10 protein-coding genes and 1 pseudogene are annotated in these 14,389 nt (G+C 38.4%); 4 read left to right on the top strand and 7 right to left on the bottom strand.

What is annotated here, in order from left to right:
• Window positions 1–4: 4 nt before the first annotated feature.
• The 5 genes and pseudogenes from IGJ20_RS11810 to IGJ20_RS11790 all read right to left on the bottom strand — a co-directional run bounded on the left by IGJ20_RS11810 (window position 5) and on the right by IGJ20_RS11790 (window position 6,583).
• Window positions 5–1,444: a helix-turn-helix domain-containing protein gene (locus IGJ20_RS11810; RefSeq protein ID WP_161970871.1), complete on the bottom strand. Its 1,440-nt coding sequence runs from the start codon at window positions 1,442–1,444 to the stop codon at window positions 5–7.
• 100 nt (window positions 1,445–1,544) lie between these two features.
• Window positions 1,545–2,726: a hypothetical protein gene (locus tag IGJ20_RS11805; protein ID WP_002359110.1), complete on the bottom strand. Its 1,182-nt coding sequence runs from the start codon at window positions 2,724–2,726 to the stop codon at window positions 1,545–1,547.
• Window positions 2,727–2,768: 42 nt separating this feature from the next.
• Window positions 2,769–4,193: pseudogene (locus IGJ20_RS11800) on the bottom strand (DUF1116 domain-containing protein).
• On the bottom strand, window positions 4,180–5,739 hold the full coding sequence (gene fdrA / locus IGJ20_RS11795) for an acyl-CoA synthetase FdrA (RefSeq protein ID WP_126254779.1): 1,560 nt from the start codon (window positions 5,737–5,739) through the stop codon (window positions 4,180–4,182). Before fdrA ends, IGJ20_RS11800 begins: the two are co-directional and overlap by 14 nt.
• Window positions 5,717–6,583, bottom strand: a complete 867-nt coding sequence (locus IGJ20_RS11790) for a DUF2877 domain-containing protein (RefSeq protein ID WP_002365307.1) — start codon at window positions 6,581–6,583, stop codon at window positions 5,717–5,719. The genes fdrA and IGJ20_RS11790 overlap by 23 nt, the downstream gene beginning before the upstream one ends.
• A 127-nt stretch (window positions 6,584–6,710) precedes the next feature.
• On the opposite strand from IGJ20_RS11790, the gene IGJ20_RS11785 reads away from it, so the two are divergent.
• From IGJ20_RS11785 to IGJ20_RS11775, 3 genes are all read left to right on the top strand, one after another.
• Complete coding sequence (locus tag IGJ20_RS11785) at window positions 6,711–8,369, top strand: PucR family transcriptional regulator (protein WP_161970866.1); 1,659 nt, start codon at window positions 6,711–6,713, stop codon at window positions 8,367–8,369.
• Between the two features lie 206 nt (window positions 8,370–8,575).
• Window positions 8,576–9,784, top strand: coding sequence for a chloride channel protein (locus IGJ20_RS11780; protein WP_161970865.1), 1,209 nt, complete (start codon window positions 8,576–8,578; stop codon window positions 9,782–9,784).
• A 24-nt stretch (window positions 9,785–9,808) separates the two neighbouring features.
• Window positions 9,809–10,465: a glucose-6-phosphate 1-dehydrogenase family protein gene (locus tag IGJ20_RS11775; protein WP_002355050.1), complete on the top strand. Its 657-nt coding sequence runs from the start codon at window positions 9,809–9,811 to the stop codon at window positions 10,463–10,465.
• Window positions 10,466–10,516: 51 nt separating this feature from the next.
• On the opposite strand, the gene IGJ20_RS11770 is transcribed toward IGJ20_RS11775, so the two are convergent.
• Window positions 10,517–11,584 carry a choloylglycine hydrolase family protein gene (locus IGJ20_RS11770; RefSeq protein ID WP_002384771.1) on the bottom strand — a complete coding sequence of 356 codons (1,068 nt, stop codon included), beginning with the start codon at window positions 11,582–11,584 and terminating at the stop codon, window positions 10,517–10,519.
• 176 nt (window positions 11,585–11,760) lie between these two features.
• Here IGJ20_RS11770 and IGJ20_RS11765 point away from each other — a divergent pair, with 176 nt between their 5' ends.
• Complete coding sequence (locus IGJ20_RS11765) at window positions 11,761–13,422, top strand: SulP family inorganic anion transporter (RefSeq protein WP_161970864.1); 1,662 nt, start codon at window positions 11,761–11,763, stop codon at window positions 13,420–13,422.
• A gap of 164 nt (window positions 13,423–13,586) precedes the next feature.
• Here IGJ20_RS11765 and IGJ20_RS11760 read toward each other — a convergent pair whose 3' ends face one another.
• Window positions 13,587–14,279 carry a hypothetical protein gene (locus IGJ20_RS11760; protein ID WP_126254781.1) on the bottom strand — a complete coding sequence of 231 codons (693 nt, stop codon included), beginning with the start codon at window positions 14,277–14,279 and terminating at the stop codon, window positions 13,587–13,589.
• Window positions 14,280–14,389: the final 110 nt, after the last annotated feature.

Raw genomic sequence — 14,389 nt, 5'->3', positions numbered from 1 at the left:
TCCTTTAAAAATAAGAATGAAGAGTGAGCTCTGCTAGTCGGCGGAGTTCATTTTTTGTTGGAATTAAAGAGAGATAAAAGACAGGAAGATCAAGATGATCCAAGGGGAAATTGGAAATAATTATGTCGGCTTCATTTAACGTCAACTGGCTTAGTTCCACATATTCAATAGCTTGTAATTTCACACGAGTACCTAAATAAGCAGCTAATTCTTGTTGTAAAAAAGCTTTCCAAGCAGGTTCCCCTTGAAAGAGGAAATAGGCAGTCATCGTTTGCGCCTGAATAGAATAACTGGCTTGTTTTTCTAACAAAGAAGCCAAACTAAGAAAATAAGTTGGTTCTTCAATCGTGGTGTAGCGAGATAAAATCTCCAAAAGTTCTTGGTTGCTCTTTGATAACGCAAGGTCCTCCGCGGCTTGTTCGGTCATTAATTCTTGATATTCCAATTGAAATTGCTCAGAAAGTGTTGGGGACTCGGTATATTTAATGAATAACAATAACAGATTATCCAATAAATTTGTTTGGATTAAATCAGGCCGGGCTTCTTCATTGGACAAATTAGTGACAAACTGTTGTAACGACTTTCGCAGCTGACTGTAATGAGTGTGGAGCGCAGAAGCCAACGTTTCGCCATAGACATTATCGTAATTCCAACTTTCTAAGAAACAAAAGAAGGCGAAAAAACTTTCTTCTCCTTGCAAATAGATGCCTTCAGAAGCATAAAGTTTTGCCAAAGACGGTTGATAAAGTTGAAACAAGACATCTTTTGAGTCAAAAGAAAATTGACTCACTCGGCAATTGGCTTTGTTGCGAATCGTGTTAATAAAAAACCAACAAGCGCCAAAAATTTCTTCCGTTTCCACCGTCAACTCACTACTGTAAACTTGTTTCAAAAATTGAAAATAATGCTCCTCATGAATCGAATAATCGTCAAAAAAATAATTATTATGAGTAAAAGGCACCAACAAACGGTGATAAAAAATCCGAATATTGCTTTCTGCCCCGATTAGCTGAATGGTCGTCGTGGTTAGTTGAATCGTTAAATGAAAATCACGTAAGGCCTGATTCATTTTTTTGATATGTCGCTTCAAAGTTTCATAAGAAACACCACTAGTGCTCAAAAAAGAAGTTGTCACTAACTCTTTCGTAAATAGTAGCTCTTTTAATAGTTGAATACTAATGGATTGAGGTAAAAATAATGACCAAAGCTCATTGGTTTGCGCATTCCCCTGATTGCGTAACCGAATACCACTGCTATCGGTTTCAATGGACCAGTCGGCGGGTAATTGACTGCGAATATACTGTAAATCCGAAAAAACGGTTCGCTCTGTCGTTTGGATTTGCGTGGCTAAACGCTTGGCTGTCAGCTGAGGAACATTTAACAACTGTTCCAACAAACGAATTTGCCGAAGCAAATCTTTTTCCGTTATCACACGTTTTAACATGGAGTACATGGCAAAACCTCCTTTTGCTTAAGAATACGGATAAAAAGGGGATTGGTCAATTAAAAAAAGAAGCGAATCGTCATTCGCTTCTTTTTATCCACTATACAAAAATATCAAATGTATGCAAAACGGCTGACAATAAAATGGTTACAACAGCCATTCCTGATACAAAGCCGACAGCACCAGGAACAAACGGAGGTAATCGTTTAGCAATATAGCTACCGACAGGGGCCGCACTAATTCCTGCTAAAACGGCGATGGTCAGGGAAAGCCAAAAGCCACCACCCATCATTAAAATCACACCAGGAACAATGCTGACCAGTGGCATAAACGTTGGATACCAACCTTCTTCAGCGAAATGTTTTCGATAAAGAAAAACACCAACAGCCGAAGCAATCATTTGTCCCATTAAAATGTCAGGAACCAAGCCAGAACCATTTGTAATATGATTAATATTGACAAACCAATCTGTTAAAACGCCTAGAATTACCAAACCTCCAACTAACTCATTTCCATAAAACCAAGCTTCGGAGAAGTCAGCAAAAGTGCGTCGTATTGACCATTGAAAGGTTTGCGTATTTTCAATTTTAGGTTGTTTTTGCCGCTTCTGAGCGATTGGTGCAACAGAAGGAACCATCCAAGGAAGTTGATGACAGATGGCTGAAACAATCCAGCCAACAAAAGCCATTGTGGTAACGTTGGAAACTGTCCCAGGTACATTTAAAAGGGGCATCAATTGCGCATTCAGCCAATTGGCAAACGGAAAGGTGAAAAGCGCACTCAACAGAGAAATCGTTCCTAATTTTTTCCAGCCAGGACCATAAACGAGCGTTAAAGCTGGCGGCGTGCCGACCACCACAATAAACGTTGGTAACCACAACACTTCTTTTGTAAAAAAGCGTGTAAAATCAAAAACATAAATAGTTAAAAAGAGGGAAAGTAGCTGAGAAGCAAGTACCCAAGGCCAAGCACCAGAACCACCAGCAATTGCAAATCCCTGCCATTTTGAATTTTTCCGATAAAGTTGCCAAGCAATCAGACCGCCGATTAGTAAGAAAAGCGTTGTAAAAAGTCCACCGTAAAATTCCCCTTCCGTGAAGTTCATAACAAAATAGATAAATTTGTAAAATCCCTGCTGATTCACTTTGGTAACTACGTCATTGTAAGGAAAAAAGTTAGACACATGTCGAAAGCCATTCATGATCCAATACAGGAACATTCCCAAAAAAATTTTTACAACAAGAGCTAAAACGGCTTCGTAATTGATCGATTTATTTTTCATATGATCGCTCCAAAAAAATGACATTTTACTAAGTTTTTGAAATTAGTTTATTTTAGCTACTAAAGCTTTTAGTGCCTCGTTAAAGACATTTGCTGGCGGATTAGTCAATCCAGCGCCAATCATACCAATCCCCGGTTCTTTATGAGCAATAGCAGTATTAATGACAGGCAGCATCCCTGTTTCTAAGACTTTTAAGACATCGATGCCTGAAGGAATCCCCATAAAATCTAAAACAGGAATCGTGACATTGGGATTTTCTTTCGTAGTAATTTCCAGCATTTCTTTTGAATAATTCAATGCTTCTGCCACTGTTCCGCCAACTAATGGGACAATTGCTGGTGCAGCTGCCATAGCAAATCCGCCAACACCATACGTTTCTGTAATAGCACTATCGCCCATATCCAAACCAGCATCTTCTTGTGTGTAACCAGCAAACATCGGACCAATCACCAGTTGGGCAGGCCCCGTAAACCAGTGATTTCCGCCAATTCCACTGACACGAATCCCAAATTCGACCCCGTTGCGACACATGGTGGTGACAATTGTACTATTCTCCACATTATGCCCAGCATCTAACGCACATTTAGCGGCGCCCATCCAAGTCGGACCAGAAAAATAGTCAGAACTGCCAAGAAATTCAAATACTTCTTTTAATTGTTCACGAGAAAAATCAGTTTGAACCATGTAAGGTGTTAATGCTTGGACTAACAACGTACTTCCAGCTACATTGCGATTATGACACTCATCGCCCATATGCAAGGCTTGTGAAAGCATTAAGCGTAAATCAATGCCTTCTGGACAAAAAGTCATGGCATCATGAAGTAATGGACCTAAAACATCGCGCATCCAAATCAGGCGATCCACGACGGATTGATCATTTGCACCAAATCGTAAAACTTTCGCCAATTGTTCACTTAAATTAGTAAAAGCCGTGTTGCCGTACGTTTAATTTTTGATAATATGAACGTACATATTCGGAGAAGTCACGCCAGCCATAGAACCAACGGCATCATGTTCATGACAAGGAGAAAACGTAATTGCGCCAGAACGAGCAACCCGATCGGCATCAGCTAGATCTTTTGCTAATCCTTCAAAAACAAGCGCTCCTTGAACGGCACCTTTCATCGGTCCGCACATATTTTCATAAGTAATGGGTGGCCCAGCATGTAAAATGGTCGTTTCAGTCATATCGGGCATGACATTAATTGCTTTATCAAATCCTACTAAAATAGGTTTTGATTGAATAATGCGGGTAACCGCTTCTTCGTTGGCTTGTTGGATTTTTTCATAAAGTGTTGGATTTTTTAATTGATCCAATAATTTTAATAGCTCTGGGTCACCATTGGCTGGCGGTGCCCAATTTACTTGATGTGAAGGAATCCCTTGTTTTTTCATATCTTCATGAATAAAGTCAATGCCTACATTGATCGTATCTAAAGGCTGTTTAAAAAGATCATTTCTGCTCATGTTCGTTCGCTCCTTTTACAAAAGTTTTGGTGGCTTCGCAAAGTTGATGACTGCTGTCGACAACGAGAACCTCTAAATCTTCTAAAATTTTCTGCTGTTCATGAATATCTTGTGGATCTTCTTCGGTCCCTAAAACATAGCCAATAATGGCTAACTCACGACTATCTGCTTTTGCTATTGCTTTGGCTTCCTTTAACGCCTCCGCTAACACGCCAACAGGATTTTCGTGAGAACCATAACCTAATTCAAAATCTAACGCTAAAACTGCCACTTCAGGATCTTTGGCTTCTTGAAGAATGCGAGTAATCCGAGAAGTCGGATCGATCATTGGATGTGGGCGGCCTTCTGTGAAACGATCATCACCGAAATCAATCAATGTATGTGCTTGGCTGTGGTCAGGATTTGCTAATTGTCGTTCAGGAATTTTATGAATATTACTATAAACATCATCAGAGACTTCTGTTAAAGCATATAAAAGTTCATCACAAAGAGTGCCACCACAGAACAACCCACGAACAAATTTTTGAGAGGGGGCTTGTTGCTGTTGGATAGCTGTTAACGTTGCGCCTGTCGGATTTTGATAGAGGCTGGTTTCCGCTTCCTGTGTTTGACTAAATTGAATCACTTTTTGAACTGCATCCAGAGAAGAAGTAGCAAAAGTGACGTTGTCTATTTTTCGTTCCGTTTGTTCACTGCCGATAAAATAAATAACAACTGGTTTAGTTGAAACAGCTAATTTTTTTAAAATTTTCTCTGTTACTTCTGGAGCAGGCGGTTTAGAAATAAGCAAAATTGCCTTAGTTTGTTCGTCAACCATTAAAGCATCCAGCCCGTCAAGCATCATCAGCCCACCAATTTCAGCAGACAAATCACGGCCACCAGTACCGATTAATTGTGAAATCCCATAACCATATTTATGGATTTGAACACTAACTTCTTGGCTACCTGTACCAGAAGCGCCGACAATTCCAATATCTCCTGAACGTACCTCGTTAGCAAAACATAACCCAATGCCATTAATAATCGCTGTTCCACAATCAGGACCCATCATAAACAGTTCTTTTTCGTGTGCTTTTTGTTTTAACGCTAATTCCTCGTCAACCGTCACGTTATCACTAAAGAGCATGACGTGTTTTTGCTGATCTAAAGCTTTATGCGCTTCTCGTGCAGCAAATTTTCCATTGACAGAAATTACAACTAAGTTGGCATCAGGCTCTTCATGAAGGGCTGAATCTAACGTCTTATAGGTTACTTCAGAAGAAGCGGTTTTCTTTTTCTTCGTAAATAACTCGTCGACTTGCTGTAAAATTTCTTCTGAGTTCGCTTGGTCATCAAGATCTAAAACAATTAATAAATCGCCCGTTGTAACATGATCCAAGGCGGGTGTATATAAACCAACATTCCGAATCACTTCAAGATTCATGTCGGTTCCCATCCCAATCATTGCGGTTTTAACTCCAGCCAGTTCATTGGCTCGTGTTGAAATGGTCATTAAAGTAACTGAATCAAAATAGGCGTTCTCTTTAATTACTGTTTGAATTGTCATGATTATTCTCCTCACAAAATAGTTTTAAACCAAAAATAATGCCGCAAAGTATGTCGCTTCCTGAAGTTGAGCCCACCTCCTCTAAAGCTGAAACCGCTTGAGCCATTTCGTTTGTATTTCCACTTTCAATTGATAAAAAAACACGCTGAACTAGCTGAGAAAACCGCTCGTTCACTGCTTCATGGATTTCCGCATAACTGACCGCATTCGTTCGTTCCTTGGCTAGCACAGCCAGCTGTTGGAAATTCGAGGGAAGCTGCTGTAAAGCAGAAAAACTAGCAAGTAATCCTGTGATAAAATCATCGCCAGTGGGGGTTAAACCAATCCCCAATCCCAAAATCTTCGTTAAACAATCAAGAGCTATTTTAAAAGATTTTTGCTCCCAAGCCTGTTGAAAATGAATCATTTCTTTTTGAATCTGGGTCCGACTATAAGAATCAAAAAGAAAGGTTGACGACGAAGCAGGAAAAAGCGCTTGCCAAGGATTGAAACGAGTTTGCTGAATATACGTTAAAAAAATAGCTATTTTTGTTTTACTGGGTGTTAAATAAAGTGGCGTTGGTTGCCAAATTTGGGCATCGGCTAGGGTTAATTGTCGTCGGCCTAACCGGATAAACAGGGGCTCAATTTGGACAGGTAAATCAGCGAAATGGCTAAGTTTTTTTTCATCGAGTATAATCGTGTTAGGTGCTATATGTTCGGGATGCGTTGAAATGGTCAAGAGAATTTCTTGGGTGTCTACATGACCATAATTAATAGCGTGCGTAAAACATTGCAAACTAGTCAATGTTTGATGAGGGAGTTTCGATAAAATCGTTTGGTCATAAGCTAAAATTTTTGTCATTCCAACGACCTCCTTTTTAATAGCGCTTTCACGACTTCATAATAAAAGAATCCAGCACACTAAACAATTGCTAAAAATGACATTGATTTACAAGTTTGAATGGACAATTTGTACATTGGGAGGATAAATGATGTTAAAAGTGAGTGATTTATTAACGTTAGAAGAATTGCCTGGCATTACCTTAGTGGCAGGACATAAAAATCAGGACCAACCGATTTTAAAAGTCAATATTTTAGAAAATCCTGATATTTTAGATTGGCTAACAGCAGGTGAGCTGCTGTTAACGACAGGGTACATATTTAAAGATGATCGGAAATTACAGAAAAATTTTTTGAAAGAACTAGCCAAACACCATTGTGCTGCCTTGGGATTTAAAACCCAACGTTATTTTGAAGAAGTTCCACCAGACCTAATCAAATTAGCAGATGAAATGAACGTTCCTATTTTAGCAATTCCTTACAATTACACCTTTTCGCAAATTGCTGACGTGTTGAAAAGTCGTGTCACGTTAGAACAATTTGACATGAATGCGCAAGAAACCGCATTGCATAATAAAATTTATCAAATCTTAGAAACGGGAAGTAGCAGTTTTCATTTGCTGCAGGATCTAGCAGAAACCATTCAAAATCCTGTCTTGTTATTGAATGACCACTTTGAAGGAGTTAATTTTTTTGACTTGCCTAAAAATCCAATTCGTATTTCTAGCATTTTAGAAGATAGACAAGAAACCTCAGAGTTCCAAAAACAATTATTGGAACAAAGTCACCCATTATTACGCTTTTATCAAGAACCGATTCATTTACAGTTGAAACTCCAGAACCAAGTGGTGCCAATTGAAATTTATCCAATTAAAAAGAAAAATGTTATTTTATATTATTTGCTCGTCTGGAACACCTTGGCCCCATTACGACCAGTCGACGTGGCTCATTTTAAAATCACAGCTCATTACTTACTTTTACAATTGCAATTGGAATACTCACGTAAATTTGAAGAATACCAACAACGAAACGAATTATTTTTTAAGCTGATTGCGCATGAAAAGAGGGATCAAGCTGTCTTCCAACAATTTCAACAATATTATCGCTTGGCAATAGATAAGCCCTATGCGATTTTGCTAATTTCATTAACCTTAAATGAACGCCAAAGGCAAGAAAGAATGTCTATTTTAGGTAACCAGCTAAACCAAGTTATCTTAGGGGACAAACAAAAAATTGTTTGTATTGAAATTGACAGTTCCTTTGTCTTATTAGTTGAAGATCCACCTGAAAAAGAAGGCGATTATCTGAAAATGATGCAACGCCTAGCACAAAGTAGTATAAATCAGTTAATGAAAGTACAAGAAGATGTGGAACTTTTCCTAACAATAGGACCTAAGATTCAAGGTCTGACCCAGATTCATGAATCTTATCAACAAGCGATTGACGTTTTAGCCTTTCAACGCCAATTCATTGCAGAAAAACCTGAAATGAGGATTGCTTCCTACGCGAATTTTCATTTTAGACAGACACTACAACGTTATTTTTTAGAAGAAGGACAAGCAACCCTCAGAAAAAAATATCTTCAACCATTGCAGAAAAGTGATCAACAGCAACATACCGACTTTGTCCATACACTGAATGTCTATTTTCAATCAAAACGAAACTTGTCTCAAACAGCCAAAAAACTCTTTATTCATCGTAATACTTTATTACAGCGATTGGAGAAAATTGAACAGCTAGTGCTGTTGGATTTTGATAAGGAAGTGGACTTGTTGGCGCTGGAAGTGGCGTTGTTTGTGGGAACTTAAGAAGCAATATAAGTGGCGGTTTTTAATTTAATGGAATATATATAGCTAAAAGAAACGATTATACAAGAAGGATAATTTAATCAATAAAAAATGGAATCTTTTCATAACCTCAATTTTTTCAAAAAAAAAATCCTTCCCAAAATCTTCAAACACAAACCACTAACTATCTGCTACTATAAAAGAAACAACTATCATTTGGAGGAAGTATGCGTAACAGAAAAATGTGGACAATTATCGTCAGCGGGTTATTTTTAAGTAGTATCATCGCGGGAATTTCAGGAGCGTTTTTAATCATTGAAGGAGAGCTAACGACTCTGCTCTGGGAGGTGTTGACAGCGCAAATGAAGTGGCCAATCCTCTATTATTTTGTCTTGTGTGTGCTAGGAGCGTTGGTATTGAGTTATCTGAAGAAACGCTTCGGGCAAGTACCACAAACGGCGCATGAGGCGCTGACAGAATTGAAGGCGAAACAATCGGTCGATTATTCAGGTGTGTTTAGAAATTTATTGGCCGCCTTGGTAATTTTAATTTTCGGGGCTGGTGTCGGTCCTGAAGCTGCATTGTTGGGAGCAATTATTTCGTTGTCAGTCTGGCAATCTGATAAGTTATGGTACCTTTATTTTCATTATGACGAGCAAGAACAGCAAGCATTTTGGACAAAAATCCAGCGCTTGCTACATCCGCAACAGTTTGTTCAGCGCTACGATACGATGCTCGCTCCTGTAGATAAAAAGAAACTGAAACAAGTGATGAACGGGTTATTTATTGTGAACGGGTTGGTGGTGTTTACCTTTTTAATGAAATTGGTGGGACACCCATCGTTTATTACGAAGTTAGGAACTGGAAAAATTGAAATGGCTTCGTTATGGCTGATTTTACCCGCTTTATTAACTGCTTTTGTGATTGGTAACGCCTATCAATGGTTGCAAGCTGCTCTGGCTAAACTATGCCAACCTTTTGAAGAAAAGCAAAGCATACTGGTAAGCTTTGGTGCAGCCTGTATTTTTCTTTTTGTTATTTTAATGCCAAGATTACTATTTTCAGGACAATCTTTTATGCATTTAGTTCCTAGTTTTGGTAGTCAACAAGCCTGGTATATCTTGGTGGTCGCTGCGATAATGAAACTAGTATTTTTACAAGTTTGTTTACAGACAGGTTGGATAGGTGGCGATATTTTTCCCGTCGTTTTTTCAGCTATTTTAATCGGGTTTGCGGTCGCACAATTTTTCCCAACAATTGACTCGCTTTTTGTTGTCGCAATTTTTGCTACGAGTTTAACAACCCAAATCTTAGGAACGATTCTTGTACCAGGCATTTTTGTGGGGCTCTTTTTCCCAATCACGCTTTGGCCAGTTGTAGTCCTTGTGTTATTTTTACAATGGCTATTGAAAAATAAAATTATTAAGAGTAACTAGAAGATACTAAAAAGAGGGAATAAAATGAACCTAACCCATCAAGACTTCAATCTATTCAACCGAGAAATCTTCACATTTAAACAACTCAAAGAGCAACAAACATCAGCAGAAATCGATGACTTAAAGCAAACCTACAAGCAACATTGGGAAAAGTGGAAAGCCTTAAACCTCGCAATCGCTCAAGGTTTACCAGCTGAACTCGGCATCACTAAGCCGAAAATCGAAAGCTGGACCAACGGCTGGAATTTACGCAGTCATTTCTGGGCTGCGTATCGCAGTGAGCAACGTCAAGCGGAAAATGCTTGTCTGGCATTGTTATTAAATAAAAAGCAATTTCAAGTATATTTGATGTTTCAACATTACAAAAGTGAGGAGCGGGCAGGCTCAGTCGTCGCTTACAATCAATTGCTTAATCGTTTAGAAGCTTGGAGTCAAACAATCGACTGCGAAGGCTATTATATTTGGCCGCAGGAGGAGCATGAACTAGTGGACCATTTGCCTTTAAAAGATTATTTAGCAGATGAAAAACAACGGAAAATTCTAGAAGAGCGGATAGGCAATCGCTCATTTCAGATCGGTAAGTTGTGGTTTGCGACGGAAAAGCTTGAAACGATTGAAGAAAAAAGTTGTCAGGCGCTTCAAGAATTAGCGCCATTGTATAACGCATTATCTGAAAAATGAACGAAACAACGTCTCTGACCAATTACCTGGTCAGAGACGTTGTTTGTGTTTTTATTGATTTAAATCTGTTAGTAGTAGCTCGTTAGAAACAGCAAAAGTAGTAACTTCTGTTAAAGCTGGATCCAAAGTGTATTTTGTAAATGAGGTAGTACTTTCTGGTTGGACATACATGGTTAAATTAGTTACATCATATCCTGACCAATAATGTGTGAAATCAGACAGAGAATTACTTTGACCTAAATGGCCAATTCCCCGAGGAATCATCACTGTTTGGAAGGCGCGATAGAGTTGCATAATCCCTTCAGAGCTATCAAATTCTTGGAGATTGTCAGAATAGTATAACGCACGAATGAAGCGTGACGGCGAAGTGAAGTCTCCTGGGATTCCTAATAGTCCGTAAGAAGTCCCACCTTCAATTGGGTCAAGTGTTGCGCCTGATTTTAAAGTGTAAGGTTCCTTAATAGCATAGTTGCGCATCCCGATATAGTTTCGTGCATTGGTTAAATGATAATTGTATTCTGGGCTGTTTGTGACTACGCCAATCGAATCATAAATGACGAACGCTCCGTTATCTGTTGGTTGCAAAACAATACTATTATTATTTTTATCATTAATGGTCCAGTGCAAGGTAAAATGAACTTCCCCCAATGAATCAAGTTGGAATTTTTGATCTAACAGGCCGATTTTTTCAAAAGCTACTTTTACTTCGTCAACGCTTTCAAAATTACTCAAAATATAAGCGAGAACTTCTTCTGCAATATGAGGTGTTAAACCACGATCTGCTAAACTTTCAGCAGGTGCTGTTGAAGATTCCATTAAATATTGAATATCACCAGATAAGCCGGCTTCATTGATACCATCTGTGATAGCAAGGCTGACGGTTTTACCATCGTTCGCTGGTTGATCTGTGCCTGACATTGCTAGTCCCATAAAGGAATATTTTGCCGTCCAAGGATTTAGTTGGCTATTTAGAACTGTACCTTTTGGAAATTGAGCAATTAGAGTAGGGATTTTTGGTGCAATTGGATCTTCGTTGCCAAAAAAGTCAAACGTAAAATCCATCGTACGTCCATAAAAAATATCATTTGTTTTGGAAATAATCTTGATGCCTGTACACATAATAGTTTCCCCCAATTAATGTAAGTTTGTGAAGCCTATTTACTAGTTAAGCATATCATACTCTAGGAAACAGCGGTGGCTAAATTCTTAAAATATTAGACAATTTTGTCTAAATGAGGTGAAAAAAATTTTTTAGCGATTTCCTTCACAAAACACCTTATTATCTTTCCGAAAATATGATATCTTTAGAATGGAAATTTCATGAAAAGAGGATGCGAATGTTTAAAAAGTACACACAAATGATAAGGGATGAATTTAAAGGGTATAATCAAAAAAAATTGAAAAAAGATTTCTTGGCAGGTTTGACTGTCGCAGCCGTCGCGTTGCCGTTAGCGTTAGCGTTTGGGGTCTCTAGCGGCGCCACTGCAGCAGCTGGCATGATCACGGCGATTATCGCTGGAATTGTGATTGGGAGCCTTTCGGGTGGGTTTTATCAAATTTCAGGACCAACAGGTGCGATGGCAGCTATTTTAATGTCAATTGCGGCAGTGTATGGCATGCAAGGGATTTTGTTGGCCACCTTTTTGGCGGGAATTTTCTTGCTTTTGGCAGGGATTTTGCGTTTAGGGAGCTTGACTTCTTTTATTCCGTCACCGGTCATTACCGGGTTTACTTCAGGAATTGCTATTATTATTGCGTTGGGGCAGCTTGATAATTTCTTTGGGGTTCGTTCAGAAGGCCACAATTTAATTGAGAAAATCAGCAGTTATCGTTCATTGGGCTTTGATTTAAGTATACCAACGACGGTTATGTCGATTTTAGTGGTGCTTGGATTAGTGTTCTTTCCGAAAAAGTGGAATGCGATGATACCAGCTTCATTGGTGATGATTATTTTAGCTACTTTAGCAACAGTGGTTTTTCAACTGCCAGTGGCCACTGTAGGGAAAATTCCGACAAGTATTTTTAGTGATACACGTTTGGAACTTGGTTCGCTTCAATTAAGTGCGTTTCAGGATATTTTGGTGCCTTCGATTAGCATTGCTATGTTAGGTATGATTGAAAGTTTGCTTTGTGGCGCTTCGGCTGGTCGCATGACAGGGAAATCATTAGACAGTAATCAGGAACTAGTGGCACAAGGAATTGGCAACTTAATTTTGCCATTTTTCGGTGGCGTGCCTGCGACGGCAGCGATTGCCCGGACGAGCGTAGTGATTAAATCTGGTGCGCAAACACGTTTAGCGGGTATTTTTCATGCGGTCTTTTTATTGTTATCGATGTTGCTTTTATCGCCAGTCATGTCTAAAATTCCCATGCCTGCGTTAGCTGGTGTTTTAGTGGTGACAGCGTGGCGAATGAATGAATGGTCGGTGATTAAAGAATTCTTCCAGAAACGTTTCCACACAGCCTTATGTTTATTCTTTTTAACGATGGTAGCGACCGTTATTTTTGACTTGAGTTTAGCGATTGTTTTAGGGGTCTTAGCGGGTTGCCTGTTTTTCATTGCGAAAAGTGCCGTGATTACGATTAATGTCGAGGAAGTTGATTGGTCAAGAATGGGGCTAGTACCGACCGATTGTACGGAAAATTGGGTGGTAGTTTATTTGAGTGGCCCGTTATTTTTCATGTCTTCTGAACGATTGAAACAAACGTTACTGCAATTGGAAACAAAAAGTGGTGTAGTATTTTCAATGCGAGGAGTTCCTAGCATTGATAGCACGGCGTTAGATATCTTAGAAGAATTTTGTCTCGCAGCAGAAGGTCGCGGACAACAAGTTCAATTTGCCGCTCTGCAACCAGAAGTTGAAAAAATGATTCGAACCATTCAAGGAAATCAAGAGAAAGAATACCATTTCTCAGTCGCAGAATTTTTACAAACGGTGCATGTTGCAGAACAATAATTCATTTTCAAATGAAATGTTCTATTTTCTATTGCGTGCTTAATGGGTGAAGAAATAAGAAAAATAAGTGGGGACTAAAACGAGTTTCTAGAGGAGTTCCTAAAAAATAATAAAGAGAAAACTTCTAAGTATGAAGTTTTCTCTTTATTATTTTTTTTGGTTATTTATTGAATTACTTCTAGCATAACGTCTTTTTGGTCATCCGTAACATTGCCTGCGTAGTTAGGAGTGATTAAAGATATCGAACCATTTTTATTGTTGAATAAGTATAAAGTGCCCGATCTATTTTGTTCATCGTTTGAAGAAATATTAGTTCCTAAAATTAATTCTGTATTTACTTTAACGGTGCGAATACTGTTATCGGCCGCTGAAAATATTCTAATCTCTTTTGTAGGAATTGTATTTATAGATAGCTCATATTTATTAATGGCTTCTTTCACTTGATCATTTTCAGCCCCAAACAATTTAGTTCGGAAGGTAGCAGTTGGTGTTGAATTTAAGTTTTCTAACGTAATTGAAGTTGGCACATTCATTCCTTTAAAATTAAATACGAGTGGATTGTTTAAGCTACTAAGATCGACAGCATAAGGTGTTGCTTCTAAAGAATTTGTTTCTTCGACATTTGTGGATACTTCATTTTTAGACTTTGACGAAGCCTGAGTGGTACTGGCACTTTCTGAAGTTTCTTTTAGTTTATTATTAGAGCTTGTTTCTGTGCTAGAACTGTAATGATTAGTACTGCTTTTCATTGATGTTGTATGATTGGTAGGATTTTCTTGTTTTTTAGGTTCATTCGCTTTTTGAGAACTACAACCTGTTAAAAAAATAACTAAAATAACACAAAATAATTTTTTCATACTATTCCTCCTATAGACGCTATAACTAATTTTATCTTACTTGTTAATATAACAAAAGAAATAATTATTTTAATTTCACGAATGCTCAAATTGTTTAAATCTGTAGTTTT

It is taken from the genome of Enterococcus sp. DIV0294, assembly GCF_050558155.1.
Classification (GTDB): Bacteria; Bacillota; Bacilli; order Lactobacillales; family Enterococcaceae; genus Enterococcus; species Enterococcus faecalis.
The sequence above is the reverse complement of the archived record's forward strand: the minus strand, read 5'-3'. Positions and strand labels throughout refer to the sequence as shown.

What these genes read in the sequence shown, in the direction of transcription:
- IGJ20_RS11810 (WP_161970871.1), bottom strand. Translation starts at nt 1,444, where the DNA reads ATGTTAAAACGTGTGATAACGGAAAAAGATTTGCTTCGGCAAATTCGT.
- IGJ20_RS11805 (WP_002359110.1), bottom strand. Translation starts at nt 2,726, where the DNA reads ATGAAAAATAAATCGATCAATTACGAAGCCGTTTTAGCTCTTGTTGTA.
- fdrA (WP_126254779.1), bottom strand. Translation starts at nt 5,739, where the DNA reads ATGACAATTCAAACAGTAATTAAAGAGAACGCCTATTTTGATTCAGTT.
- IGJ20_RS11790 (WP_002365307.1), bottom strand. Translation starts at nt 6,583, where the DNA reads ATGACAAAAATTTTAGCTTATGACCAAACGATTTTATCGAAACTCCCT.
- IGJ20_RS11785 (WP_161970866.1), top strand. Translation starts at nt 6,711, where the DNA reads ATGATGTTAAAAGTGAGTGATTTATTAACGTTAGAAGAATTGCCTGGC.
- IGJ20_RS11780 (WP_161970865.1), top strand. Translation starts at nt 8,576, where the DNA reads ATGCGTAACAGAAAAATGTGGACAATTATCGTCAGCGGGTTATTTTTA.
- IGJ20_RS11775 (WP_002355050.1), top strand. Translation starts at nt 9,809, where the DNA reads ATGAACCTAACCCATCAAGACTTCAATCTATTCAACCGAGAAATCTTC.
- IGJ20_RS11770 (WP_002384771.1), bottom strand. Translation starts at nt 11,584, where the DNA reads ATGTGTACAGGCATCAAGATTATTTCCAAAACAAATGATATTTTTTAT.
- IGJ20_RS11765 (WP_161970864.1), top strand. Translation starts at nt 11,761, where the DNA reads ATGATATCTTTAGAATGGAAATTTCATGAAAAGAGGATGCGAATGTTT.
- IGJ20_RS11760 (WP_126254781.1), bottom strand. Translation starts at nt 14,279, where the DNA reads ATGAAAAAATTATTTTGTGTTATTTTAGTTATTTTTTTAACAGGTTGT.